The sequence below is a fragment of the Streptococcus sp. ALY_211 genome, from assembly GCF_058314555.1.
The window spans coordinates 19,165-39,414 of the sequence record NZ_JBZFUN010000010.1 but is presented as its reverse complement, the minus strand read 5'-3'; the positions used below and the strand labels follow the sequence as shown (position 1 = coordinate 39,414).

The window sequence follows — 20,250 nt, the reverse complement described above, 5'->3', positions numbered from 1 at the left end:
TATTCCACCACAATCCCATCCGTGGAAACTTGCATCTTTCAAGCAATACCTTCATAAAATCGGAAAATCTTATGAAGAATTCAAACATGAGAGGAATACCTCTCAACCACTATTATAACCAATTTCCACTTATCTGACCGATTTTTTCAAGACATTATCAATTTCGATTGACAGTTATTTAAAAAATAATTCACTTATCTAGACAATATCCTTTCCTTATGTGCTAGTAATGATGACGATTAACCATAAAAGGGAAGAAAATCAGTAAATCTAAAACATGTTAACAAGTCTAGACCTTTGTCCTAAACTCGTTTCTTTTTGAAAGAAAAACCTTAATTCGGTAGCAGTTTAAATCTGCCCTGAAAACTATATTTTATATCAAAAAGAAAGAATAACATTTGCCTTCTCTTACTTTCTATTATAAGTCACCCACTACAATTGATAATAATTTTGAATTACACAAAAAAGCTTTCCCTTTTGGAGAAAGCTCTATGTTATCGTGTTTTCAGTTCAATCAAGCTTTGTTTGCTCACAATCCAAGATTGCTTCGCAGATTCTTAAGCTTTATTTGCTCCAAATCTGAGATTTGTTCGCAGTACTGATCAGTAGAAAACAACTCCGCATCTAGTATAAAAAGGATCCCCTATAGGAAACCCTTTCATTTTAAATAACGCTCAATTAAGCTTTGTTTGCTGAACCAAATACGTCGATACGTTCTTCAACTGCTGCAGTAATTGCTTCGAAACCTGGTTTCAAGAATTTACGTGGGTCGAAGAGTTTCTTCTTATCGTATTCAGCTTCATTAGCGTCATACTCACGAACGAATTGACGAGTAGCATTTGCAAATGCGATTTGGCATTCAGTGTTAACATTAACTTTTGCCACACCAAGTTTGATAGCTGCTTGAATTTGATCATCAGGAATACCTGATCCACCGTGCAATACGATTGGGAAGTTAGGTACAGCTGCAGTCAATTTTTCAAGGTGATCAAGGTGAAGTCCACTCCAGTTTTCTGGATAAGGTCCGTGGATATTACCAATACCAGCAGCCAAGAAATCGACTCCAGTAGCAACCATGGCTTTAGCATCATCAATCGGTGCCAACTCACCGTCACCGATAATACCATCTTCTTCACCACCGATAGTACCTACTTCAGCTTCTACTGAGATACCTTTTGCGTGTGCTTTTTCAACAACAACTTTTGCTTTTTCAAGGTTTTCTTCGATTGGAAGGTGTGAACCATCAAACATAACTGAAGTGTAACCGACCTCGATACATTCCAAAGCATCATCATAGTGACCATGGTCAAGATGAATAGCAACTGGTACAGTGATACCCATTGATTCTACCAAGTTCTCGATGAGAGCTTTACAAAGTTTGTAACCACCCATGTATTTAGCAGCACCCATAGAAGTTTGGATCAAAACTGGAGCTTTCTTGCTTTCCGCTGCACGCAAGATCGCTTGAGTCCACTCAAGGTTGTTTGTGTTAAATCCACCAACTGCATAACCATTGTCACGAGCCGCTTGGACAAATTTTTCCGCTGAAACGATTGCCATTATAAAGGCCTCCTATAAATTTTTTGGGATGAACCCGTTTACAATGCTAATTTTAGCACAAATCATTCTAAAAAACTAGCCTTAATCAGACTTGGAAACGTTTTTCCTAATGCTCTTTGGAAACAAAAAAAGAATCAACTCTTGCTGATTCTCAGTATGCGGAAAGAGGGACTTGAACCCTCACGACCTAAAGCGGTCACAGGATCCTTAGTCCTGCGCGTCTGCCAATTCCGCCATTTCCGCTATTGCTCAATAACAAAAAACATTATAGCAATAGTCATTTTGCTTGTCAATACTTTTTAATGATTTTTCATTGCAAGTCCAGCCTCACCAGCTCTCCCATTAGAAGCAAAACAAAAGACCAAACAGCCGGCAGTCTCTCTTTTAGCCGCTAAACTCCACCATTAAATGGATAAGAAAAACGAGCCTAGACACTCTATCCTAGACTCGTCAAGGTTAAGAATTAAGCGCGTAAGGAATTTTCAACGGCAGCTGTCACAAAAGCAGTGTATAACTCCTCAGGATGATTAGGGCGACTCTGTAATTCTGGATGGTATTGAGCTGCAACAAAGAATTTTTTATCAGGCAACTCAACAATTTCCATCAAGCGATTATCTGGAGATACACCTGAAAAAACAAGCCCTGCTCGCTCAAATGCCTCACGGAATTTCGTAGTAAATTCATAGCGATGGCGATGACGACGCTGCACTACCTCTTGATTATTATAAGCCGCAGCAGCCTTAGAGCCAGGTTTTAACTTACATGGATAAAGACCTAGGCGAAGCGTCCCTCCCATATCCTCAACATCAATTTGGTCCCTCATAATATCAATGACCGGGTAAGGGGTATTAGGATCTAACTCAGCAGAGTTAGCACCTTGCATATTTAAAACATTACGAGCAAACTCCACACAGGTCAACTGCATTCCAAGGCAGACACCCAGCATAGGGACGTCATTTTCACGTGCATAACGAATGGCTTCAATCTTCCCTTCTGTCCCACGTTGACCAAATCCACCTGGAATAATGATACCATCAGCATCACCAAGCAAATCTTCAACATTGTCAGCCGTAACATCATTTGCATTGATCCAATTCAAATCAATCGCTGAGTCATTAACATAACCTGAGTGCTTAAGTGCTTCAACAACTGACAAGTAAGCATCAGGCAATTCCACATATTTACCAACCAAAGCAATCTTAGTGGTTTTCTTGAGGTTAAGAACCTTATCAACCATAGCTGACCATTCACTCATATCAGCTTGTGGTGCATCGATCTTGAGGTGGTCACAGACAATTTGGTCCATACCTTGAGCTTGCATGTTAAGTGGCACTTGATAAATGTGTTCAACATCACGTGATTCAATAACTGCCTCAGGATTAACATCACAAAACTGAGCTAGTTTATTCTTAACGCCTTGTTCTACAGGCTGCTCAGTCCTAATAACCAACATATTAGGCTGAATACCTAGTCCACGCAGTTCCTTCACAGAGTGTTGCGTTGGCTTTGTTTTCATCTCACCTGCAGCCTTAAGGTAAGGAAGCAGGGTTGTATGGATATACATAACATTATCAGAACCAACATCTGCCTTCATTTGCCGCAGAGCTTCTAAGAAAGGAAGACTTTCAATATCTCCTACTGTACCACCAACCTCTGTAATGATAACATCTGAATCCGTTGTTGTGGCAGCACGTTTGATTTTTTCTTTTAGAGCATCTGTAATATGTGGAATAACCTGAACAGTTGCTCCGAGATACTCCCCTTTACGCTCCTTACGAAGAACCTCACTATAGATTTTACCAGTCGTCACATTAGAATACTTATTTAGATTAATATCGATAAAGCGCTCATAATGCCCCAGATCCAGGTCGGTTTCAGCACCATCATCTGTCACATATACTTCACCATGCTGATAAGGACTCATAGTACCAGGATCTATGTTGATATAAGGATCAAATTTTTGGATGGTGACTTTAAGTCCACGATTTTTCAGCAAACGCCCAAGACTGGCAGCAACAATACCTTTACCGATAGAAGAAACAACACCGCCGGTTACAAAAATGTATTTTGTCATAGATACTCCTTATCCTTCTCACTAGCTACTGTGGCTATCCTTTTGCCATAAAAACAAAAAATAGCCCCCTATTCATGTAGGGAGCTTTCCGACCTCTAAAAGAGGTGCCCGATAAATAGTATAATGTATCTCAAAATCTTTGTCAATGACAAAACGTCACAGACTCTCTAGCCATCAGATTATTCAGATTCACTATCACTTTCATCTTCGTCTTCGTCATCAGATTCATTGACCACGACTTCTTCATCGTCAACTTCATCTTCAGGAATAATCTCGTTAATCTCAGAATCGTAAGATTCTACCTCAGATTTTTCATCATCTGGATTCTCTTCGTCATACTCAACATCTGTCGGGGTGAAACTATCTTCATCTTCAGGATCATCATCATTGTAATCGATAGCATCCTCATCGCCATCCATGAAAGCATTGACACGTTTTTTCTTACGCTTAGGAGCATCTTCGCCATTGTCTTCTAAAGTGATAACCTCTTCGTCAATTTCATCAACAGCATACCATGAACGCAAGCCCCATTTATTTTCACCGAGAGGAATAAAACTACCATCTGTATTCAAATCTGAATAAAAGAACGGTAATGCTTGACGGATCTCAGCGTCAGATTTTCCAAGATAAGTTTGAATTTCGTTGACCAAGTCACTGAAATACATTTCGTGATCACGACCACGCGTTTCCAAAATAGCACGAGCTACTTCAATCATTGATAATTCGCTTTTTTCTTGTCCAGCAAATACTTCTAATTCCAAGGCAGTTCTCCTTATTTTATCGTTGATTTATATTCTACTGTATTTTAGTCCGTAAGTCAAAAAGGAATACGTACATCCCCAAACTATATTGTTATAACAAAACTCTCGAAAACTTGACAATGACTAGGAATATAGCACAAAAAAGGAGAGTAGAACAAATATCAATAAACCGTAAGAAAATCACGGTTTTGATTTGCCTCGCTCTCTTATTTTTAGGCCTAGGTAGAAATCCTCCACCGGAGCATTTTGACACTTACTTTGCAAGCTTTATTTCCCGATTAAAAAGCTCCGGTAGAGCTTTTTAGCCCATCTCCGCATAGCTCCAAAGGTCTTCCAGATCTTTGGAGGTTGGGGATAAGATAAGCAAAGTTCATGGGATTAGATAACCTCCAACAGTTCCCCAAACTGTTTGAGCTACCACTGCGCCTAGCAAATAAATAAGGCTGAGAACCTTTGTCTCAGCCTCCTCTCACTTAATCTTATTTCACCTTTGCAGAACTTGTGATAGCTTCAATAGCTTTCTTCATAGTAATATCGTGTTTAAGCATATCTGGTGACAATAATGAACGCACTTGATTCGCATCCATATTGTACTCTGAAGCTAGATCAGTAATTTCCTTTTCGATCTCTTCCTCAGTGGCATCAAAACCTTCCGCTTTTGCAATAGCTTCAATAACAAGATTAGTACGAACACGTTGATCAGCATCTGCTTCATATTGGTTATGTAGATCTGCTTCCGATGTACCAGTCAGTTGGTAATACATTTCTGGAGAAATACCTTGCTGTTGCATATTGCTCAAGAATTCATTCATAGCACGATGAACTTCTTCGTGAACCATCTCATTAGGTAATTCATCAATAGTAGCATTAGCCACTGCAAGTTCAATAGCAGCACCTTCAACAGCATCATCATAAGCAATCTCTTTAGATGCCTCAAGTTCTTTACGATATTTAGCCTTTAATTCATCAAGTGTTTCCACTTCTTCATCAATATCTTTGGCTAATTCATCATCAAGATCAGGAACTTCTTTTGATTTGACTTCATGAACAGTGGTAGCAAAAACAGCATCCTTACCAGCAAGATCCTCAGCTTGATAATCTTCTGGGAAAGTCACCTTAACCTCTACTTGATCTCCAGCCTTTGAACCTACTAATTGATCTTCAAATCCAGGGATAAATTGGCCAGAACCCAACTCAAGAGAGAAGTTATCACCTTTACCACCATCAAACTCAACACCGTCAACTGTACCAACAAAATCGATAACCACAGTATCACCATTTTCAGCAGCATCATCTTTAATAGCTAATTCTGCTAAGTTATTACGTTCACGTTCGATCTTCTCATCAATTTCTTGGTCAGTCACTTCCTTAGTAGTGTCTACTGATACCTCAAGATTTTTATAATCACCCAACTTCACTTCTGGTTTTGTGACAACATCAGCTTTAATAACCCATTCTTGTCCTTTTTCCATCGACTCAACATTAATTTGAGGTTGAGCAACGACATCTAGACCACTCTCAGCTACCGCTGCATCATAAGCTGTTGGCACAATAGCATTTAAGGCATCTTGATAAAGAGCTTCCTCACCAAAACGTTGATCAAATACTGGACGAGGAATATGACCCTTACGGAAACCAGGCACATTTAAATCTTTCTTTACTTTATTAAAGGCTTCGTCGAGGGCTGGTTTGATTTGTTCTTGACTGATTGTAAATGTAAGCACACCACGATTTGTTGCTGTGTTTTCAAATGATACAGACATCTTTTTCTCCTTAAAATTGTAATACACCTTAGTCTAACATACTTTGAGGTGATTTTAAAGTTTTTTCTCTATCGCATAGAGAATGACCAAATGTCTTTAGTCATTCAGCAATTTTTTTGTTAGACTAGTCTCTAGAAAGGATTCATGTATGTCTATCTTATTAAAATATTGGAATTCTCTTAAACTCGAAGACCTCGCTGTCAACCTCTTATCCAAAGCTATCTCTTTGGCCCTACTATTTATATTTTTTTTCATCGGTAAATACCTAGCTAATCTAATCTTTGAGCGGTTCTTTGTTAAGTCAACAAAGCTATTAGGTAAAGATGATGGCAGACGCAAGACTCTGGTCAAACTCTTCCACAATATTATGAACTATTCTCTTTATTTTATACTCATCTACTGGATATTAGCCATCATCGGTATACCAGTATCCAGTCTTTTAGCAGGAGCTGGTATTGCTGGTTTAGCCATCGGTCTCGGTGCTCAGGGATTTCTATCTGACTTAGTCAATGGCTTTTTCATCCTGATTGAACGTCAGTTCGATGTTGGTGATTCAGTTACGGTAGACAATATCTCAGGAACTGTCTCCAGTGTCGGCATTCGCACAACAGAAATTCGCGGTTTTGATGGAACCTTGCACTTCATCCCAAACCGTCAGATCCTTCTCGTCAGCAATCAATCTCGAGGGGACATGCGAGCTCAAGTCGATATCCCCATCTATGCTACTAGTAACCTGGATAAAATTACTGAAATCATCAAAAGTGTCAACACCAAAGAAGTACCAGAAACTCCTGAAATTGTCGGTGTGCCAAATATTTTAGGCCCTCTCACAGCAACTAATGGTCAGTTCGTCTTTCGCATAGATATTTTCGTAGAAAATGGAAAACAGTATCAAATCTACTCTAAATTCTTCCGACTATACCAAGAAGCCCTGCTAGCAGCAGGAATGAATCTGCCCACACCAAGCGCCCACTTGATCACACCAAAACAGTCCTGACATTTTTGTCAGGACTGTTTTTATGATTTTCGAATAGGATCTACCTGATACTGCGCTCTAGCCCCACCGATCAATTTTGGACGACTGGCTAAAGCTGTAACATGAGCACGACCAAGCTCACGTTGCAATGGTACCAAAGGAACCTGCACACGCTTAACATGCATGCCAATAAAAGTATCCCCAATATCTAATCCAGCATGAGCTACGATCTCTTCCACCTCAACCGGATTAGCCATAAACTTGAAAGCAGCCAACTGACCACTGCCACCTGCATGAATGGTCGGAAGAACATTGACCACTTCAAGTTCCCTTTGCTCAGCAAGGGTTTCCTCAACAACCAAAGCACGGTTAATATGTTCACACCCCTGTACAGCCAGATGAACGCCACGCTTCTGTGTTTCTTCCAGGATTGTTTTTACAATAACTTCGCCAATCTCAAGGTTAGAATTTTGACCAATCCTGCCACCTGCTACTTCACTAGATGATAAGCCAAGGACAAAAATTTGCCCTGCTTTAATAGCAGACCGCTCTAAAATATCACAAATAATACCTCGTGTTTGCTCTTCTAATAAGTTTAGATCCATTTTCCCCTCAATTCTAAGATTTAACAGACCTTTTGTACCCTTGATAAACCAGATACCCCACAATCATACCTAAAAAGTTTTGGAAGACGTTGCTCCAAATACCTGCCAAGGACTCACCCAATCCATACAGGAACCATCCTCCTAAAAAATAGATACCAATCATAGACAGACTGGACAAAACCAATCCCAGGACTCTCTTAATACCAGTCCAACCAGCAAAATAACCTTGGGCACCGTGAGCAACCAAACTAATCAGCATCCAATTAGGATAGCCTGACAACAGATCCAGCAAAAAGGCGCTGCCGCCACCTACAATAGCTCCTTGAGGTGATCCAAAAGAAAAGGCTGTGAAGAAAATAACTGCATCAACCAAAGTCAAAAAGCCAGTCGGTGTTGGAATTTGCCCTACACGTCCTAAAACCACTGCTAAAGCTATTAAAATAGCTAATCTTGTTAAAGTCCTAATATTATTCTTGGTCATAGACTTGCCTTACTCCATATTGATCAGAATGCTTGATTGCTTGGTGAACAAAAGCCTTGGCAGCCTCTACAGCTTCCTGAGGGATTGCCCCCTTAACCAAACGACTTGCAATAGCAGAGGCAAATGTACAACCTGCCCCAATATTATTTTCCTCTAGCAAAGATGCCTCTAAAATCTTACTTCCTTGACCATCATAATAGACATCAATAGCCTTATTTTCATTCAAGCGTTTTCCACCTTTAACCACAACAGCTTGAGCTCCAAGGTCATATAACTTTTTCGCTGCCACTATCATATCATCAACGCTTTCAATCGTCATCTGAGTGAGAATTTCCGCTTCAACCAGATTTGGAGTCACAATAGTGACATAAGGTAAAAATTTGAGCAGTTCATCTCGTAGATCACTAACAGCTATATCATGTTTTTCCTTGCATACCAAAACCGGATCAAGCACCACTGGAATGCCAGGATGATCCTTTATAAAGTTGAGAGCTTGTTGCGCAAGATCAACATTCGGAAGCAATCCCAACTTAATCCCTGCAAAATCTACATCTTTCAAGCTAGTCAACTGATGGGCAAAAATTTTCGAATCTGTCGCAAAGACTTCAAAACCATTGTCTGTAACTGCAGTCAGACAAGTCACCGCTACAAAACCATGCAAGCCACTAGCTTGATAAGTATTGAGATCAGCATGCAGACCACCACCGCTAAAAATATCATTTCCTGAAATTGCTAATACATTAGTCATCGTAGATAACCTCCTTGAGATATAAGCCGTTACCAGCCGCCGTTGGCCCAGCAAGATTACGGTCTTTAGAATCCAAAACCAATTTAATCTGACTGACCGGTAGACGTCCATTACCAATCTTAAGCAAGGTCCCAACCATATTGCGGACCTGCTTGTAGAGAAAACCATTACCTGAAAAGGTAAAAACAAGAAAACCAGTCTTAGGATCACAAACCACATTAGCTTGTGTTATGGTTCTGACCTTGTTTTCCACAGATGTCCCCGATGCAGTAAATCCTGTAAAATCGTGAGTACCTATCAGATCCTTAATCGCTTCTTGCATGAGATCCAGATCTACTGGATAAGGGAAATGGGTTGCATAGGCTCTCATCATAGGATTTTTAGGACGACCGACATCAACTAAAAACTCATACGTTTTACTGTGCTTATTGTAACGTGCATGAAAGTCATCAGATACCTGTTCAATACTCACCACATCAATATCCTCTGGCGATTGTGTATCCAAAGCAAAACGCAAGCGTTCTTCGTCACGCCGCTGGGGCAGATCAAAATGAATTACCTGACCATAAGCATGGACGCCACTATCTGTACGACCTGCTCCATGAACCAAAACCGAACTGCCACTATTTAGACGAGTCAAGGTTTTTTCTAGTTCTTCTTGTACCGAACGCTCTGAGCTTTGTCGTTGAAACCCTGCAAACAATGTGCCATCGTATGAAATGACTGCTTTATACCTTACCATGACATCATTTTAACATCAGACAGATCAACTGACTAGGGACAAATCTCAAAACTGTCCCCCTATAGTTTTTATCCAAACAAAAGAGAGGCCAACGCCCCTCTTTGTCTATCTAATCTGTTTCAAAAGCATCCTTCATTTTATCAAAGAAGCCCTTCTTTTTAGGATGAATTTCCTCTTCGCCACTAGCCTTAGCCAATTCTTTTAGAGCCTGACGTTGAGCATCATTTAATTTAGTTGGTGTCACGACATTGATCGTTACATGTTGATCTCCTTGACCGCCGCCACGCAATCGAGGTGCTCCCTTACCTTTCAAACGGAAGGTTTTACCCGTCTGTGTCCCTTCTGGAATCGTCATTTCAACATCACCATGGACAGTCGGAACCTCAACGACATCACCAAGAGCTGCCTGAGCAAAACTGATATTCAAAGTATAGTAAATAGTAGAACCATCACGCTCAAATTTTTGACTAGGGAGAACATTAATGATGACGAATAAATCACCGTAAAGACCACCATTGGTTCCTGCTTCTCCTTGACCAGCCAAACGGATTTGCTGACCCGTTTCAACACCTGCTGGCACCTTGACAGATACCTTATGAGCTTGGCTCTCATGGCCTGAACCTTGACAAGTTTGACAAGGATCTTTGATCTCTTTACCACTACCATGGCAGACATCACAAGTGATTTGACGGCGCATACGACCAAGCGGTGTTTGGGTATCAACCGTGATCACACCTTGACCGTGACAGCGGCTACAAGTTACAGGACTGCTACCTGGCTTAGCTCCAGATCCATGACAGGTATGACATTCTGTTTCACGATTGTAGGTAACATCCTTTTCAGTACCAAAAACTGCCTCTTCAAAATCCAAGTTCAAACGGTACTGGAGATCATCACCTTGACGTGGTGCATTAGGGTTACGATTAGCACCGCCACCAAAAATGCTCGAAAAGATGTCTTCAAAGCCACCGAAACCAGCGCCATCAAAGCCACCAAAACCGCCACCGCCAAAACCAGCATTGGCACCATCTGGACCATACTGGTCATAGGCAGCACGTTTTTGCTCATCACTCAAGGTTTCATAGGCTTCTTGAACTTCCTTATATTTTTGCTCAGCCCCAGGTTCCTTATTGATATCTGGGTGATATTTTTTAGACATCTTGCGATAAGCTTTTTTTATCTCGTCTTGACTGGCGTCCTTAGACACCCCCAGACGATCATAATATTCTGTATTGTTCATATAAGATACCAAGCCCGTAAAAAGCAAAGTGAAAATAGAAAATTGGCAGAAAACCCTGATTTTCTAGACAATTTGTCTTTTTTCACACGGCTTTTAGGGCGGGTTCAATTCCTTTCGTTATGATATTAAAGGCGTTTGATGGACACCGCCAAAATAGGAGATTTGACAACAGATATTTACATCCTATGAAAATCTATCTTTTTGCACTGACGCTACTACCCAAAAACAGAGGCCGGCTTGCAACCTCTGTGATTGGCTTTTATCCTTACTACTCTTAAGACCTACTGCTGACTATCTTACGACGCTTGAAAAGCATTTCGATATTAAATGCTTTTTCAAACTCGGGATAAAATAATCCTTCGGTCCTGAACCCTTCGCTTCTAGTTTCTAAGCTCAGGGGCTAAAAACCTTCCCCGAAGGTTTTTACTTCTCTGTAAACTCACCGTCTACGACATCGTCTCCGCCCTTATCTGATGAACCAGCATCAGCTGTGCCATCTGCACCAGCTGCTTGTTGCTCAGCTGCAGCTTGCTCGTACATTTTAACAGCAAGAGCTTGTGCTTTCTCATTGAGGGCTTCGAGTTTAGCCTTCATATCGTCAAGATTATTATCTTCTTGGGCTTTCTTCAAGTCGTCGAGAGCTGATTGAGCAGCATCACGCTCAGCATCAAAGCCTTTGCCTTCAGTTTCTTTAATAGTCTTTTCTGTTGCAAAGATCGCTTGGTCAACTTCGTTACGAAGATCAACTTCTTCCTTACGCTTAGCATCAGCATCCGCATTAGCTTCTGCATCTTTCATCATACGTTCAATTTCGTCTTCAGAAAGACCGTCATTTGATTTGATAACGATGTGTTGTTCTTTTTGCGTACCAAGGTCTTTAGCCTTAACAGATACAATACCGTTTTTATCGATATCGAATGTCACTTCGATTTGTGGCACACCACGAGGAGCTGCTGGAATATCAGTCAATTGGAAACGTCCAAGCGTTTTATTATCTGCAGCCATTGGGCGTTCCCCTTGAAGGACATGAATATCAACAGCGGGTTGATTATCAGCAGCAGTTGAGAAGACTTGTGACTTAGAAGTTGGGATGGTTGTGTTGCGATCAATCAACTTCGTGAAGACACCACCCATAGTTTCGATACCGAGTGACAACGGTGTAACATCAAGAAGAACGACATCCTTAACATCACCAGTGATAACTCCACCTTGAATAGCAGCACCCATAGCAACAACTTCGTCAGGATTCACAGATTTATTTGGTTCTTTACCAGTTTCAGCCTTAACTGCTTCAACAACAGCAGGAATACGCGTTGAACCACCGACCAAGATAACTTCATCGATTTCTGCCAGAGTCAAGTCAGCGTCAGACAAGGCTTGGCGAACAGGAGTCTTAGTGCGCTCAACCAGATCACGAGTCAAATCATCAAACTTAGCACGGGTCAATGATACTTCCAAGTGAAGAGGACCTGCTTCACCAGCAGTGATGAAAGGCAAGCTAATTTGTGTTTGCGTTACACCCGATAGATCTTTTTTAGCCTTTTCAGCAGCATCTTTCAAGCGTTGCAAAGCCATATTATCAGTAGAAAGATCAATGCCATTTTCTTTCTTGAATTCATCTACCAAGAAATCAATAATCTTTTGGTCAAAGTCATCCCCACCGAGTTTATTATCACCAGCAGTAGCTAATACATCAAAGACACCATCTCCCAATTCAAGGATTGATACGTCGAAAGTACCACCACCAAGGTCAAATACCAAGATTTTTTCATCTTTATCTTGCTTATCAAGACCGTAAGCAAGGGCCGCAGCAGTTGGTTCGTTGACGATACGCTCTACTTCAAGACCAGCAATTTTACCAGCGTCTTTGGTTGCTTGACGTTGGGCATCGTTGAAGTAAGCAGGAACTGTAATAACAGCTTTTTCAACTTTTTCACCAAGGTAATCTTCAGCATACCCTTTAAGGTATTGAAGAATCATTGCTGAAATTTCTTGTGGCGTATATTCTTTACCATTTGCTGAGACTTTCTCAGATGTTCCCATTTTAGATTTAATAGAAATAATGGTTTCTGGATTAGTCACAGCTTGACGCTTAGCAGCATCACCGACAATAATTTCACCATTTTTAAAAGATACAACAGAAGGCGTTGTACGGTTACCTTCTGGATTAGCGATAATTTTACTTTCAGTTCCTTCAAGAACGGCAACTGCCGAGTTTGTTGTTCCTAAGTCAATACCAATAATTTTAGACATCTCTTTTTCCTCTTTTAATATTATTTTTACTTTTATGATAATAGTTTAAGGTCATCTCGGACACAATTAGTTCAATCTTATTGATTAGCCATCATCGCATAGTTACAGCGTGAGATAGTAAGAAGTCCAGGCAATGTTGCCGTATAATGATGAGATGTTTTAATACCCATCATTATTGACTAGTTATATACCACAACCATGGCTGGACGAAGCAGGCGATCGTGCAGTTTATAACCCTTTTGGAAGACTTCTGCAATGCTCTCTGCAGGATGTTCCTCATCAGCTGGTAAAGTTTGAACAGCCATATGGAAGTTGTGATCAAAACTATCAACTGCAACTTCCTCTACACCCTCTTCTTTAAGAGCTTGGATCAGGCTTTCTTGTACCATTTCAAGACCCTTTTTAACATCATCAGTTAACCCCTCAACTGCTAAGGCCCGCTCAAGATTATCGAGACTAGGTAGAATGCCCTTAGCCAAATCTTGCGAGCGGTACTTCTGCAGCTGCTGGCGCTCTTCGTTGGCGCGACGCTGAATATTCTGCATCTCAGCATGAGCACGCAAGAATTTATTTTCAAATTCTTCTGCTTTGGCTTGGGCCTGCTCAAGTTCGGATGGGTCTGCAGCAACTTCCTCAACTTCTGAATCGACTGACTCTTGCTCCTGTATAGTTTCTTCTGTTTCAGAAATTTCTTCTTCCGCAACTGCTTCATTTTCTTTTTTAATATCTTCTGACATAAAACCTCCTCTAATGGACTTCATAGTGATTACTATTTAAATAGCGATAAAAATCTGCCAGCTTGAGAGTCAGGATCTGACCGACCACCCTCAGAATCTCTAAGGAGTACTGGTAATCAAGTGTCACAGGACCCAAAAGACTAATACTGCCAAAACCTCTATAGGGGATCAAAAATTTATAAGAGACCCGGCTAATAGCTTCCAGACCAGCTTGACCTTCCTGAGCTAGACTAATAGCATAGGCTTGTGAATCATCCAAGTGCTGTCTGATATCCAAGGCTAATTCCTGATGATGATCTAACAAGCGATAGCGCTCAATATCTGAAAATTGAAGAATTCTCTCCTTTCCTGATATAAACAGCTTTTCAACAAACATTTCCTTAAAGATATGCTCAAACAATTCCAAGACATTATCTGTGATCTTAAAATAACGTTGAACAATTTGAGGAATCTCTGTCAATATCCGATAATGAATTTCCATCACCGATCGCTCTAACAAGCGCTCTCTGACCAGGCTAGTAAAAATTTGCAAATCTTCATCCAAAAAATTTTTAGGGATGGCAAACTGACTAGTCACCGTATTAGAATGATCAAAGGTCATAACAGCCAAAGCATCATGCTGACCAAGCTTAACAATATCAAAGGATGTTAACCGCTGATTCTTTGGCTCCACATCTAAAGTAATCGCCGTATAACCAGTTACATCAGATAAGATATCACTTGCCTTTTGTAAAAGATCATCTAATTTAAAAAATTCGAAATCAAAGGCACCTACTAAATCATAAAGCTCCGATTCTTCTAAAGGTTCCAAGCTCAATAGATGATTCACATAATATTGAAACCCCTGCCTACTAGGCAAGCGGCCACTCGAAGTGTGCGCTTTTTCCAGCAAGCCAACCTCTTCCAGCGCTGCCATATCATTTCGAATAGTAGCACTGCTAGACGAGATATAATTTTGTAACACCTTTGACCCCACAGGTTCGTGAGTCTGAGTAAATAAATGCACAATCATAGCTAAAATATCATTTTGCCGCTGTGTAATCATACCGACCCCTCCCCTGATAGTTTAGCACTCCCATCACCCGAGTGCTAACTTATGATTCCATTATACCCTTCTATAAGGGGATGTCAAGCAAAAAGGCTAAAAAATTAGCACTCTTTTAAAAAGAGTGCTAATTTTTATCATAGCGTGTCAAGTTGTAATCTTCGATAATCTTTACCAGCTGAACGCCATAGTCGGGATCTGTGCTAAATCCATAATGCTGTAAGGCCTGCGCCGACTGCAAGTAATCATTCGAAGTCGCTAACATTTTATAAAGAGACTTATAATCCCTATTGGAGCTTAAACTCTGTAGGTAGTCCTGTAGACTATCCTCCCAACTCCTGTAAACAGCATAGGGTTGCTTAACTTTCTTCCAATGGTTAGATTCATAAGACTGTGCTGATAAAACAACCTTAGCTTCCCCTGGCTCTGCGACCGTTCTCATCACATTATGATAGCGAACCGACAACAAATTTGTCCCAAAATCAGACCCTTGAGCTGCTTGGGCAATAATCACAGAAGCATCAACCCCATAATTATCCGATAACTCTTTAGCCATAGGAGCTATTTGGGTAATAAATTCTCGCTTACTGTAAGCTGTTTTTACTTTAGTGTCTATTGATTTCGGCTTGACATTCAAGCTCAACAATACAATTAGACTTAAAAGAACCACACCAAGAATCGTCAGAAACACTGGTGGCTTCATCCTTGTCCTCATATTATCTTCTCCTCATTATTAAGATAACTGTTCAACATACTCCTCTAAACTAAGCTTGTGCTTTTCCATATACTCAGCAGAATCTTTACCGACATATCGAAAATGCCAGTCCTCATACCCTACACCAGTGATCTCGGACTTACTCTTATCAAACCGCAAAACAAAGCCATATTTAGGAGCTATTTTTCTGAGACGCTCTACCGTAGCAGGATCGCTGCTGTTGAGACTATCAACAGTAGATATATCGATAGCTAATCCCGTCTGATGCTCACTAGCTCCAGATGGCTGTGAATAGGTCTGCACCTTTTTTACAGCTTGATCATGTGTCCAAGATGGATGATCAAGCTGCTCCTGCTCAACATAACTATTGAACAAGCCCTCCTGATAACTAACGCTTCGGTAACCCGATATCAAATGTTCCTTCTCGTCTATCCGTCTAGCTGCTGCCAAAAACGATTCAACATCGCTTTTAATACGCGCATCCACTTGAACATTTTCAACCCAAGCAAGTTCAGGATTCAATTCCTTAGTCATATGCTTTCTATTGACCAGAATCAATTCCCAATCATCAGCCTTTGCTAACATCTGTGCCCCACCAGATTGAGACGAAGGTTTAGAAGAACCAGTAGAAAGCGAAACAGGCTTATTCCGCCCCCCAAAAACCAAACATAAAACTAAGAGGCTCCCAAGAACTAAAAAGACAATAGCTAAACGACCACGCTTCTTCAGCATGAGCTTGTCCTTTCTCTATCCAAGCGTCCCTGCTGGCGATAACTCATATCACCTATAGCATCAATCGTAAAGCGACCATTTTCATAGGATAGTACCGAGACACTACCATTATCCAAGGCAATACGGGGGCTACTAGGATCAAGCAAATAAATTAAAGTAGCAATGGTCATGCCATGACTGACAACAATCACATCTCCGCCTCCATTAGAAGACACCTCATTCGCTATACTTATAAAACCCTCTAAGATTCTATTCTTGAGAACCGGCCACGGTTGAGCCCAGCCTGCCGTATCAACATCAACAATAGCTTCAGCCATCTCCTCATAAGTCATATCTTCCATAGGCTTGTCAGAAACCCGAGGCATGACACCATGAAATAACTCGGCATCATAACCACCGTCTAGACTGCCAAAGCACCACTCACGGATTCTCTTGTCTCTCTTATAGGGAATACTTTCTTGACCTAATTCCTCCAGAACAATCTCCATAGTTTGTATCGTTCGACCACTGTCACTAGAATAAGCAGCAACAAATGACTCACCAGCAAGCTTAAGTCCCCGTCCAAGTTCATGTATCCCTTGCTCCCCTTCTTGAGTAAGCGGAGTATCAGACCAACCTTGAGCACGCCCAATCGTATTAAACATAGTTTTTCCATGTCTTGCTATAAATAATCTTGTTTTAACCATAGTAAAACCTTCTTTAGTTATTTTGTTTATTATATCAAATTTAGGTCGAATAAAACACCTGCCCATTAAGACAGATGTCATAACACTATTAGTTTTTAAAACTATGAATAGGAGCAGGAATTTGTCCTCCACGTGAGATAAATTCAACAGAGGAATTTTTATTGATAGGCATCACTGGAGCCGAACCAAGCAAACCACCAAACTCAATCATATCGCCTTCTTTACCCTGTGGAATAATTCGAACAGCGGTTGTCTTCATATTAATCACACCAATAGCAGCTTCATCAGCAATCATAGCAGCAATAGTCTCAGCTGGGGTATCCTCTGGAATAGCAATCATGTCCAATCCCACAGAACAAATAGCTGTCATGGCCTCTAACTTTTCGAGATTAAGCGATCCATTTTGGACGGCAGCGATCATTCCCTCATCTTCAGACACAGGAATAAAAGCACCCGATAAACCACCAACTTGGTTACAAGCCATAACACCACCTTTTTTAACCTGATCATTCAGCAAGGCCAAAGCAGCCGTTGTCCCATGAGTCCCTACTGTCTCCAATCCCATTTCCTCTAACACTCGAGCCACCGAATCTCCTACAGCAGGTGTTGGAGCGAGAGATAAATCAACAATACCAAACTTAACGCCAAGACGCTCAGAAGCCATCTGACCAACCAGTTGACCAATACGTGTAATTTTAAAAGCCGTCTTTTTAACTGTCTCTGCCACAACATCAAAACTTTCCCCACGAACTTTTTCGAGAGCACGCTTTACTACACCAGGACCAGAAACACCGACATTAATGATAACATCAGCCTCACCAACACCATGGAAGGCCCCAGCCATAAAAGGATTATCTTCAACAGCATTAGCAAAAACAACCAACTTAGCTGGTCCCATATCAGAAGCTTGCGAAGTTTCTTTAATGATATGTCCCATATCAGCAACAGCGGTCATATTAATACCCGATTTAGTAGAACCAATATTAACAGATGCACAGACATACTCCGTCTCAGCAAGAGCTCGTGGGATTGATCGAATAAGGATCTCATCCCCCTTCTGGTAACCCTTTTGAACCAGAGCTGAAAATCCTCCTATAAAATCAATCCCAATTTCTCTTGCTGCCCTATCTAGTGCCTTAGCTAGGGGAATGTAATCTTCAGCATCAGTCGCTGCTCCTATAATAGAGATAGGCGTCACTGATACACGCTTATTAACAATCGGAATCCCTAACTCAGCAGAAATCTCATCCCCAACAGCTACGAGCTTACCAGCCTTTTCTACAATTTTACTGTAAATTTTTTCTGCTGCCTTATTGATATCAGAATCAATACAATCAAGAAGTGAGATCCCCATTGTAATCGTACGGACATCAAAATTTTGCTCCTCGATCATCGCAATTGTTTCTGTAACCTGCTTAATATCCATTTTTAGCCCTTTCTTCTCTTACTACAAGTTATGCATAGCATCAAATATGGCGGCACTTTGAATATTGATCTTAACATTTAGCGATGCACCGAGATCTTCAAACTCTTTACGAAGCAAAGTAAAATCTTTTTTCTCAGGCGCTGAAACAATCGCCATCATTGTAAAATAGTCATCAAGAATAGTCTGAGTAATATCATCAATATTCAACCCCAATTCAGCAATCTTAACCGATACTCCTGCTACAATCCCTTTACTATCTTTGCCAACAACTGTAATAATAGCTTTCATTTTTATACCCCATTTTTCATATTGTTTGTATTTTACCACAAATCGTTAATTTTATTCAAATATTCAGTTAAAAACAATATCAATTCCCGAACTTTTAGCCACTATCAATATCTGTCAAGAGATAAACAGGTAAAAATATAAAAGCTGGGAACTATCCCAGCCTTATTGGTATCATTTATTTAAAAGATTCAACATCTCGTGCAATCATGACTTCTTCATCGGTTGGTATAACAAGGATCTTAATGCTAGAATCTGCCTTAGAAATATCCCCAACATAACCAAAAACATTTTTTTCTGGATCAATATCCAAACCAAACCACGTTAAACCAGCAATAATATCACTGCGAAGCTGAGCAGAATTTTCTCCCATACCCGCTGTGAATACAATAGCATCAGCACCATTTAATACAGCAAGATACTGACCGATAAATTTCTTGAGACGATCAACAAACATTTCGTAGGCTAAAACCGCAGAAGGAACTCCTTCTTCAACCCCCTTTAAAATATCTCGCATATCACTAGAAAGTTCTGATACACCATCTAAACCAGATTCCTTATTAAGCATATTAACGACATCAGCTGCCGTTTTAAATTCTGGAGCTTGATCAAGTAAGAAAGGAATGATAGCAGGATCAATATCTCCAGAACGCGTTCCCATCATCGGTCCAGCTAGCGGTGTCAACCCCATGGAGGTATCTACTGATTGACCATAACGATTTGCCGTAATGGAAACACCATTCCCAATATGTGCTGTAATGAGCTTGAGCTCTTCAAGCGGACGCCCTAGCATCTTAGCTGCTTCTTGAGCCACATACTTATGGCTAGTCCCATGTGCGCCGTACTTTCTCACCTTGTATTCCTCATAATATTTTTGAGGAAGTGGATATTGATAAGCATAATCAGGCATCGTCATATGAAAAGAAGTATCAAACACAGCCACACTAGTAATATCAGGTAAGATATCTTTAAAAGCCCTGATACCAGCGGCAGCACCAGGATTGTGTAAAGGTGCTAAAAGTGACAACTCCTCAATTTGCTCAATGACCCGATCGTCTACTAAAGCAGAGTTTTGAAAATACTCCCCACCAGCTACAATGCGATGTCCAACACCTGTAATCTCTGAGTAGTCTTCAATAATATGATGGCGAATTAAATCTTCTAATAAAATTTTAACAGCTTGGGTATGGTCTGCAATCGTTAGAGTTTGAGAATCTGAGCGCCCATCAAATGATACAGTTGAAACTGAGTCTGATAAACCGATACGCTCAATCAAGCCTTTCGCCAAAACAGTTTCTTCTGGCATTTGATAAAGTTGCCATTTCAAACTGGAACTACCAGCATTTATTGCGATTGTTTTAGACATAGGATCACCTCTTCTGGGTTTGAAATCGTTTTCTAAACGTATTCCAATTATAGCA

The 20,250-nt window shown here is 40.6% G+C and carries 19 protein-coding genes and 1 tRNA gene; 1 reads left to right on the top strand and 19 read right to left on the bottom strand.

The window, feature by feature from the left end; genetic code table 11:
- Nucleotides 1-678: 678 nt before the first annotated feature.
- From AC4HAJ_RS07680 to tig, 5 genes are all read right to left on the bottom strand, one after another.
- Nucleotides 679-1,560 (bottom strand): class II fructose-bisphosphate aldolase, encoded by an 882-nt coding sequence (locus AC4HAJ_RS07680; RefSeq protein WP_491079588.1) that lies wholly within the window; start codon nucleotides 1,558-1,560, stop codon nucleotides 679-681.
- A 157-nt stretch (nucleotides 1,561-1,717) separates the two neighbouring features.
- Nucleotides 1,718-1,803: transfer RNA gene (locus AC4HAJ_RS07675), tRNA-Leu, on the bottom strand.
- 220 nt (nucleotides 1,804-2,023) lie between these two features.
- Nucleotides 2,024-3,634: a CTP synthase gene (pyrG, locus tag AC4HAJ_RS07670; RefSeq protein ID WP_491079587.1), complete on the bottom strand. Its 1,611-nt coding sequence runs from the start codon at nucleotides 3,632-3,634 to the stop codon at nucleotides 2,024-2,026.
- Nucleotides 3,635-3,813: 179 nt separating this feature from the next.
- The gene (gene rpoE / locus AC4HAJ_RS07665) at nucleotides 3,814-4,395 is read right to left on the bottom strand and encodes a DNA-directed RNA polymerase subunit delta (RefSeq protein ID WP_491079586.1); all 582 of its coding nucleotides are present in this window, start codon (nucleotides 4,393-4,395) and stop codon (nucleotides 3,814-3,816) included.
- A gap of 479 nt (nucleotides 4,396-4,874) precedes the next feature.
- Nucleotides 4,875-6,158: a trigger factor gene (gene tig, locus AC4HAJ_RS07660; RefSeq protein WP_491079585.1), complete on the bottom strand. Its 1,284-nt coding sequence runs from the start codon at nucleotides 6,156-6,158 to the stop codon at nucleotides 4,875-4,877.
- 148 nt (nucleotides 6,159-6,306) lie between these two features.
- Between tig and AC4HAJ_RS07655 the strand changes: the two genes are divergently transcribed.
- On the top strand, nucleotides 6,307-7,155 hold the full coding sequence (locus AC4HAJ_RS07655; RefSeq protein ID WP_491079584.1) for a mechanosensitive ion channel family protein: 849 nt from the start codon (nucleotides 6,307-6,309) through the stop codon (nucleotides 7,153-7,155).
- Between the two features lie 20 nt (nucleotides 7,156-7,175).
- Here the strand turns inward: AC4HAJ_RS07655 and AC4HAJ_RS07650 are convergent, their stop codons facing one another.
- The 14 genes from AC4HAJ_RS07650 to AC4HAJ_RS07585 form a co-directional block, all read right to left on the bottom strand.
- Complete coding sequence (locus AC4HAJ_RS07650; RefSeq protein WP_491079583.1) at nucleotides 7,176-7,739, bottom strand: TIGR01440 family protein; 564 nt, start codon at nucleotides 7,737-7,739, stop codon at nucleotides 7,176-7,178.
- Between the two features lie 13 nt (nucleotides 7,740-7,752).
- On the bottom strand, nucleotides 7,753-8,220 hold the full coding sequence (locus AC4HAJ_RS07645) for an ECF transporter S component (protein WP_491079582.1): 468 nt from the start codon (nucleotides 8,218-8,220) through the stop codon (nucleotides 7,753-7,755).
- Complete coding sequence (locus AC4HAJ_RS07640; RefSeq protein ID WP_491079581.1) at nucleotides 8,207-8,968, bottom strand: bifunctional hydroxymethylpyrimidine kinase/phosphomethylpyrimidine kinase; 762 nt, start codon at nucleotides 8,966-8,968, stop codon at nucleotides 8,207-8,209. The genes AC4HAJ_RS07645 and AC4HAJ_RS07640 overlap by 14 nt, the downstream gene beginning before the upstream one ends.
- Entirely contained in the window at nucleotides 8,961-9,710 is a 750-nt protein-coding gene (gene truA, locus AC4HAJ_RS07635) for a tRNA pseudouridine(38-40) synthase TruA (protein WP_491079580.1), read from the bottom strand. Before truA ends, AC4HAJ_RS07640 begins: the two co-directional genes overlap by 8 nt.
- A 109-nt stretch (nucleotides 9,711-9,819) precedes the next feature.
- Nucleotides 9,820-10,950, bottom strand: a complete 1,131-nt coding sequence (gene dnaJ / locus AC4HAJ_RS07630; RefSeq protein ID WP_491079579.1) for a molecular chaperone DnaJ — start codon at nucleotides 10,948-10,950, stop codon at nucleotides 9,820-9,822.
- 423 nt (nucleotides 10,951-11,373) lie between these two features.
- Nucleotides 11,374-13,203, bottom strand: a complete 1,830-nt coding sequence (gene dnaK / locus AC4HAJ_RS07625; protein WP_491079578.1) for a molecular chaperone DnaK — start codon at nucleotides 13,201-13,203, stop codon at nucleotides 11,374-11,376.
- Between the two features lie 179 nt (nucleotides 13,204-13,382).
- Nucleotides 13,383-13,940 carry a nucleotide exchange factor GrpE gene (gene grpE / locus AC4HAJ_RS07620; RefSeq protein WP_491079577.1) on the bottom strand — a complete coding sequence of 186 codons (558 nt, stop codon included), beginning with the start codon at nucleotides 13,938-13,940 and terminating at the stop codon, nucleotides 13,383-13,385.
- Between the two features lie 10 nt (nucleotides 13,941-13,950).
- Nucleotides 13,951-14,985, bottom strand: coding sequence for a heat-inducible transcriptional repressor HrcA (gene hrcA, locus AC4HAJ_RS07615; RefSeq protein ID WP_491079576.1), 1,035 nt, complete (start codon nucleotides 14,983-14,985; stop codon nucleotides 13,951-13,953).
- A gap of 127 nt (nucleotides 14,986-15,112) precedes the next feature.
- Nucleotides 15,113-15,688, bottom strand: a complete 576-nt coding sequence (locus tag AC4HAJ_RS07610; RefSeq protein ID WP_491079575.1) for a glycoside hydrolase family 73 protein — start codon at nucleotides 15,686-15,688, stop codon at nucleotides 15,113-15,115.
- 30 nt (nucleotides 15,689-15,718) lie between these two features.
- Nucleotides 15,719-16,432, bottom strand: a complete 714-nt coding sequence (locus AC4HAJ_RS07605) for a M15 family metallopeptidase (protein ID WP_491079574.1) — start codon at nucleotides 16,430-16,432, stop codon at nucleotides 15,719-15,721.
- Nucleotides 16,426-17,118 (bottom strand): histidine phosphatase family protein, encoded by a 693-nt coding sequence (locus AC4HAJ_RS07600; RefSeq protein WP_491079573.1) that lies wholly within the window; start codon nucleotides 17,116-17,118, stop codon nucleotides 16,426-16,428. Before AC4HAJ_RS07600 ends, AC4HAJ_RS07605 begins: the two co-directional genes overlap by 7 nt.
- 88 nt (nucleotides 17,119-17,206) lie before the next feature.
- Entirely contained in the window at nucleotides 17,207-18,544 is a 1,338-nt protein-coding gene (locus tag AC4HAJ_RS07595) for a PFL family protein (protein WP_491079572.1), read from the bottom strand.
- A gap of 21 nt (nucleotides 18,545-18,565) precedes the next feature.
- A complete protein-coding gene (locus AC4HAJ_RS07590; protein ID WP_491079571.1) occupies nucleotides 18,566-18,832 on the bottom strand; it encodes an ACT domain-containing protein in 267 nt (88 codons plus the stop codon).
- Between the two features lie 175 nt (nucleotides 18,833-19,007).
- Nucleotides 19,008-20,195: an acetate kinase gene (locus AC4HAJ_RS07585; RefSeq protein WP_491079570.1), complete on the bottom strand. Its 1,188-nt coding sequence runs from the start codon at nucleotides 20,193-20,195 to the stop codon at nucleotides 19,008-19,010.
- Nucleotides 20,196-20,250 lie beyond the last annotated feature (55 nt).